This window comes from Rathayibacter sp. RFBD1 (assembly GCF_002932915.1).
Classification (GTDB): Bacteria; Actinomycetota; Actinomycetes; order Actinomycetales; family Microbacteriaceae; genus Rathayibacter.
Window position 1 is genome coordinate 41,499 of record NZ_PSWQ01000008.1, and the last position, 6,605, is coordinate 48,103.

Consider the following 6,605-nt stretch of genomic DNA (forward strand, 5'->3'; position numbering starts at 1 on the left):
TCAGGCCCCCGGGACCGGCGGGCCGGTGCGCCAGCGGAGGATCGCCGCGGCGTCGGCGTCGTGCGGCAGCGTCACCACGTCGACCCCCTCCGGGGCGGTGCGGGAGTCGGTGACGAGCACGCGTGCGTCCGTGAGCACGGCGGCGCGGGCCAGCGCGAGGGCGGCGTCGACGGAGTCGATCACCTCGGCGCCCAGCGCCTCCTCCGGGGCCGACGCGACCCACGGCTCCGCGGCGAGCGCCAGCAGAGCGCGCTCGCGCAGTCGGCCGGGGTCGAGCACCAGCGTCTCGACCTGCGCCGAGGCCAGCGCCGTGACGATCGCGCCGAGCGAGTACTCGACCGTGCGGCGCGGCTCCCCGGTGCGCAGGGCGTCGAGCACGTCCTCCTTCTCGCGCAGCAGGATGCGGTCGAGCTGCTCGTCGACGAACCGCTCCAGCGCCCCCTCCTCGCTGCCGGCGGCCCGCGTGTTCACGGGCTCGACGGCCAGGATCGCGGCGCTGCTCGGCGAGAGCTGCTGCGCGAGCAGCTGCCGGGCGTGGATGTCCCCCGCGACGACCAGCAGGCGCGGCCGGTGCACGCGCACGAGCTCGTCCACCGCGGCGGCGAGCTCGGCCTGCGTGCGCCGCCAGATCTCCTCCGCGTGGTGGTGGAACCGGTCGTGCCGCCAGCCGCCGGCCTGCGCCTTGTGGAGGGTGTCGGTGCGGCCCTGCACGGCCTGCTCGGCCTCGGGTCGCTGCGCGCCCAGGCGGTGCAGGCGGATCTCGCCGCCGTCCCGCGAGGTCTCGACGACGAGGACGCGCAGGTCGGGCCGGTGCTGCAGCAGCGGCACGATGTCCGGGAGCGGGCTGTAGGAGACGCCCTCGGGCGCGACCGGCCGACCCGGCAGCACCTCGTTCAGCACGACCCTCCCGTCCACGGCGACCGCGAAGAGGCAGCAGCCGCCCTGGGGGCGCCCGGCCCCCTCGAGCAGATCGGCGAGGGCCCGGATGTCGGCCTGGGGCGCACCCTGGCGGGCGAGCTCGTCTCCGAGGGACGTGGCGCGCTCGAGCGAGATGTCCGGCGGATCCCCGGAGTCGATCGCGAGGTCGACGTAGAGCTGCGACACGGGCCGGGAGTCGCGGAGGAGCTCGGCCAGGGTCGGGAGAGCGGGGGTGGTGGTCACCATCGGGTCGTCCTTTCCTGTCGTGTCCCGACAGTGTCGGACGGCAGGAGCGGGAGGAGGGACGGGGTTGACTGCTCGCGCGCGAGCGGAGCCGCGGCTCGCGCGGTGGGGATGGAACGGTGCCCTGCGATCTCCTCCCGTGCTGCCGCACGAACGAAGCAGCGCGCAGACCGGGTGACGAGCAGGGCCGCGGCGCCACGCGTCAAAGCCGACCGCGCAGGAGCGGGCGCCGGTAACGTGACCGCAACGACCGGGCGGGGCAGGAAGAGAATGAACATGGCCGAATCGAACGAGTTCGGAGAGGTGATCCTCTGGATGATCACCAACTCCTCGACCTGGCAGCACCGTCGTGTCGAGAGCCTGCGCCTCTCGGACGGGCCACTCAGTCGACGCCGCGTCTCTCTGGACATCACTGTTCCTAAAGACGACCGGCTACAGGTGACGTCCCGGGCCCCGGGGGCCGATCCCCTGCTTTTCGTTCCCCTCGCGATGGTACAGAAGGCTAGGCTCCAGGATTTCGACTCGTTCGTGGACGGCTCGAAACCCCTCCCGATCGCCGACACTGAGGTGAACGGGCGCGCGGCGGTCGCTGCCGTCGTCGCTGCCTGGACGCTGGAGCTCGGAGAGGCACCCTCGCACGATGCTCGAGTCATCATCCGCACGGTCGTACACAGCAAGAACGACTCGGACAGCGACAAGAGGCTTTCGGATTTCCTCGACGGCGGAGTCTGGGAAGGAACAAGGATCCGCATCGATGCTGCCCGGGCGCCGCAGACAGTTGAGCTTCTGGCCTTGCTCGCAAGGAACTTCCTCCTCGCCGGGTTGTTCCCGCTGCCTGGCGCCGGGACGCGGCAGATCGTCAAGTACTCGACGCACTGGGAGCTCGTCGGTGGCGCTCGCGACCAGCGCCTTCCATGGTGGCAGTGGGTCACCTCAGCCTTTGGGCTGTCGAGCGCATCCCTCGAGATTCCGCTGAACGCTGGAAGCATCGTTGCGGAGTCCACCCATCTCGAGGTCCACACGCCCCGCGGGCTCCTGGGTGACGAGGTGACACTCGAGAGTCTCGGGGTGGTCGTCGAACGCGATATGCGGCCTGGAGTGGTCTGTCACGTCGCGACTCGGAAGGACGACAAGACGCCATCCCCCGATCGCGCGGTCATCCGGCTGCGGACCAGCCCTTACGGCCTCCTCCCATGGACCGCGGTCGCCGCAACTGCCTCCGCGGTCATGCTTTGGGGAGGATGGTTCGCCGGCTTCTCGTCCCGAATCTTCGAGCCGGAGGCCCCCTCCATCACTCCCATCTTCCTCGCGGCGATCGCCGTCCTCCTCGGCTTCCTGAGCCGCGACCAGGAGAATCCGGTTGCAGCTCGGCTGCTTCGGCCTCTACGAATCTCGGTCGCGAGCCTCGCGCTGGTGTACGTCGTCCTCGCCGCGGCGATCGCTCTGCGAATGGGCGCAGGCATAGGGAACAGCGTCTGGTTCGCCGGAGGCATCTGGACGGCCGTTCTCTGCGCCTTGACGGTCACAGGCCTGATCCAGTGTCGTAGGTTGGCGGTAAACAGTGATGACGAGGTCCTCCATGCAGCAGGACCGGAGTAGGAGCGATGATGGCGGACAAGAGCAGTCGACGTCGGGCAGTGGTCGGCCGTATCACCACGAGCGAGGCCCGCTCGGCGGACAAGCGGCGCACGACGCCAGAGCAGCTGGCCGCGGCTGCCAAGCGCATCGATCAGGCCTACCGCCGCCCCACCCGCTGAGTTACCCCCAGCCCTGGCGCTGCCACAAACCGCATATGCCGCGCCTCAGAGCAGGCGGCGGGCGGAGGCCCAGGCGGTGAGCTCGTAGCGGGAGGAGAGCTGCAGCTTGCGGAGGACGGCGGAGACGTGTGACTCGACCGTCTTGACCGAGATGAAGAGCTCGGCCGCCGCCTCCTTGTAGGCGTAGCCGCGGGCGATCAGGCGCATCACCTCGCGCTCGCGGGCCGAGAGCCGGTCGAGCTCGTCCACCGACTCCGCCTGCTCGCCCGCCAGCGCCCCGAAGGCGTCGAGCACGAAGCCGGCCAGGCGCGGCGAGAACACGGCGTCCCCGCCCGCCACCGCGAGCACGGCCCGGCTCACCTCGGCTCCGGAGCTGGCCTTGGTGATGTAGCCGCGGGCGCCGGCGCGGATCACGCCGACCACGTCCTCCGCGGCGTCCGAGACGCTCAGCGCCAGGAAGCGCGACGACGACCCGGCGCTGCGCCGCAGCACCTCGGCCCCGCCTCCGCCCGCACCGCCCGGCAGGTGCACGTCGAGCAGCACCACCTCGGGCGCGAGCGAGGCGACCAGGCCGACGGCCGAGTCGACGTCGGCCGCCTCCCCGACGACCTCGAGCTCGGGGGCGAGGTCGGCCCGCAGGCCGGAGCGGAAGATGGAGTGGTCGTCGACCAGCAGCACGCGGGTCACCGCTCGACCTCCGCGGGGAGCCGCAGATGCACCTCGGTGCCGGTGCCGCCGACCCCGGGACGCACGGTCGCGCTGCCGCCCGCGCGCGCCATCCGGCCGATGATCGACTCGCGGATGCCGAGGCGGTCGCCGGGCACCTCGTCGAGGACGACGCCGGGGCCGCGGTCGCGCACGAACACGTCGACGCCCTGCACGGAGGACTCGAGGTACACCGAGACGTCGCCGCCCGCGTGCCGGGCCGCGTTCAGCACGGCCTCGCGGGTCGCGGCCAGGAGCGCGGCGGCGCCGGGGACGGACGCTCCGACGGCCACCACCTCGAGGTGCACGGGGTAGTCGAGCTCGACGGCGGCGGCGATCGCCCGGACCTCGGCGGCCAGGTCGTTGGCGACCGGGACGTCGCGCTCGAACAGCCAGTCGCGCAGCTCCCGCTCCTGGGCGCGGGCGATGCGGGCGACCTCGCTCGAGGCTCCGGCGCGGTTCTGGATGAGCGCGAGGGTCTGCAGCACGGAGTCGTGCAGGTGCGCGGCGATCTCGGCCCGCTGCTCCTCGCGCACGCGGGCGGCGCGCTCGCCCATCAGCTCGGACCAGAGGGTCACCACTCGGGGCGCGGCCAGCACACCGGCGGCGATCAGCAGCACGCCCACGGCGAGCACCGCGTTGAGGGCGCTCGGGCGGCCGGTGAGCACGGCCGCTCCGGCGAGCACCAGCAGCGCGCAGGAGGCGAGGCGCACCGCGGAGCCGTACCGGGCGGGGCGGACGGCGTCGCCGCGGTCGAGCCCGAGGCTCCAGCCGACGGCTCCTCCCGCGAGCAGGCCGACGGCGACGAGCGCGCGCGTGATGTCGGCGTCGTCGCCGCTGTCGACGGTGATCAGCACGGCGAGCGCCGCGACGGCGGCGGCGAGGGTCAGCAGGCCGGCCACGGGAGCGGAGCGGCGGACGGCCGGATCCGCGTCGCGCGAGTCGAGCGGCGCGAGGGGCACCAGGGCCCAGAGCCAGAGGTAGAGGAGCGCGCCGCCCCCGCCGAGCGCGGTCGTGAGGACGGCCAGGAGGCGGGTCCTCCGCACGCTCCAGCCGAGGTGGTCGGCGACCGCGGTGCACACTCCGCCGAGCAGCATCGTCCGCGGCCGCTGCAGCGGGGGGCGGACGGCGGTGCCGGGGACTGTGCTCACCCCTGCATCCAAACAGGTCGGCCGCACGATCGGGGGTGCTCTCGGGGTCGGATCAGGGGTTCCCCCGATGGTCCGGGCCGTGGAGCGCACGGGAGACTCGCAGCATGACAGGACAGAGCACGACCCCGCCGGGCTCCGCGGAGCCGGACGGCACGGAGGCGGCGAGCACAGCGACGACGCCGATCGGGACGGATCCCGGAGCCGCCGGCCCCGACAGCGCCGGCCCGGACAGCACAGGCCCCGAGAGCACCGGCCCGGAAGCCTCCGGCCCCGCCGATCCGCCCCCCGCGCCCGAGAACCGCTTCGTGCTCTGGCTGCGCGGCCTCGACCTGCCCCGCCGTCCCGGCTGGATCGGCGGCGTCTGCGCGGGGATCGCCGACCGGCTCGGCATCGACCCGCTGATCGTGCGCGGGATCGTGCTCGTCGTCGCGGTGCTGGGCGGGCCCGCGCTCCTCCTCTACGCCGCGGCCTGGCTGCTGCTGCCCGACCAGGACGGCGCCCTGCCGGTGGAGCGGCTGCTGCGCGGCTCGCTCGACAGGGTGCACGCCGGGATCGGCGTCCTCGTGCTCGCCTCGATGCTGCCGGTGGCGCAGGGCTTCTGGTCGCTCGGCGGCGCGTACACCGGGGCGATGCCCTGGGCGCCCGCGACCGGGCGGACGCTGTGGTCGCTCGTGGTGCTCGGGCTGATCGTGGCCTTCGTGGTCTGGATCGTGCGGCGGAGCCGGCGATCGGACGACGCGGCCGCTCACCCGGCCCAGGGCTCCCCGTCCGCACACCCCTCCGCGACGCTCCCCTACCCCGCGCCCTCCGCTCCCGCCTACCCCGCACCCGACCCCGGGCTGCAGGACGAGCGCCCCTCGTCCCCCGAGGCCGTCGCCGAGTGGCGCGAGCGCCAGGAGGCCTGGCGGGCCGAGCGGGAGGCGTTCCGCGCCCAGCAGAGCGCGTCGGCCCGTGAGACGGCCCGCGCCCGGGCGGAGGAGGCGCGACTCGCCGCCGCCGCCGTCACCGCCGCGCGCCTGGAGCGCCAGCGCCTCCGACACGCCGCGAACCCCCGGCTGCGGGCGAGCCTCACGCTGCTCGCCCTGGGCGCCGCCGCCCTGACCGGCGCACTGGTCTCGCTCACCGCCTCCGGACCGACGGCCCTCGTCGTCGGAGCCGCCTCGGCCGCGCTCGTGCTCGCCGTGGTGATCGTGCTCGCCGGCCTGTTCCGGAGGCGCGCGATCGCGCTGATCGCCCTCGCGACGGTCGCGCTGGTCACGGCCGCCTGCGCCGCCGTGCTGCCGACCGACCGCGAGCTGCTCCCCGTGCTCGGCACCTACGGCTTCTCGAGCGCCGCTCCCGGCCGCTACGCGACGCTCGCGGCGAGCGACCTGCGCGTCACGGTCGCACCCGGCTACGAGACCTCCGGCGAGCCGCTGGACCTGTGGATCGGCTACGGGCACGTGTCCGTCGCCACGATGGCGGGAACGGCGGTCCGCCTCGAGGCGACCACAGAGGACACCGAGCTCCTCGTGCTGGACGCCGACGGAGGCGCGATCGACGCGCCCCGCGAGGTCCGCACCGCCGACGGCCGTCAGCTGTGGACGCAGACCTTCGGCGATCCCGAGGCCGAGCCGTTCGTGGTCCGCATCGCCCAGGAGGGCGGGTCGATCCGAGTCCAGGACTCCACACCGGGCGCCGGCTCCGGCACGACTGCGCCGGACGCCGACGCCACCCCGACACCCACCCCCGGCCCCCCCCCCCGGACCGGCGCCAGACGCCCACCACCACCCCCACCCCCCCCACCGCCCCCCCCCGCAACCGCGCCGGCCCCGTCCTCCACAGGCCCGGC

Annotated in this window: 6 protein-coding genes; 3 read left to right on the forward strand and 3 right to left on the reverse strand. The window is 74.1% G+C overall.

The window, feature by feature from the left end; all coding sequences use genetic code 11:
- The gene (locus C5D50_RS03570) at positions 1 to 1,164 is read right to left on the reverse strand and encodes a Vms1/Ankzf1 family peptidyl-tRNA hydrolase (protein ID WP_104282767.1); all 1,164 of its coding nucleotides are present in this window, start codon (positions 1,162 to 1,164) and stop codon (positions 1 to 3) included.
- A 273-nt stretch (positions 1,165 to 1,437) separates the two neighbouring features.
- On the opposite strand from C5D50_RS03570, the gene C5D50_RS03575 reads away from it, so the two are divergent.
- Entirely contained in the window at positions 1,438 to 2,760 is a 1,323-nt protein-coding gene (locus C5D50_RS03575) for a hypothetical protein (protein WP_146087918.1), read from the forward strand.
- A gap of 8 nt (positions 2,761 to 2,768) precedes the next feature.
- Positions 2,769 to 2,918, forward strand: coding sequence for a hypothetical protein (locus C5D50_RS16475; protein WP_181137279.1), 150 nt, complete (start codon positions 2,769 to 2,771; stop codon positions 2,916 to 2,918).
- 45 nt (positions 2,919 to 2,963) lie between these two features.
- On the opposite strand, the gene C5D50_RS03580 is transcribed toward C5D50_RS16475, so the two are convergent.
- A complete protein-coding gene (locus C5D50_RS03580) occupies positions 2,964 to 3,605 on the reverse strand; it encodes a response regulator transcription factor (protein WP_104225749.1) in 642 nt (213 codons plus the stop codon).
- The gene (locus C5D50_RS03585) at positions 3,602 to 4,774 is read right to left on the reverse strand and encodes a sensor histidine kinase (protein ID WP_104222840.1); all 1,173 of its coding nucleotides are present in this window, start codon (positions 4,772 to 4,774) and stop codon (positions 3,602 to 3,604) included. Before C5D50_RS03585 ends, C5D50_RS03580 begins: the two co-directional genes overlap by 4 nt.
- Positions 4,775 to 4,878: 104 nt before the next feature.
- Here C5D50_RS03585 and C5D50_RS03595 point away from each other — a divergent pair.
- A partial coding sequence (locus tag C5D50_RS03595) for a PspC domain-containing protein (RefSeq protein WP_146087919.1) occupies positions 4,879 to 6,605 on the forward strand: 1,727 nt, incomplete at its 3' end.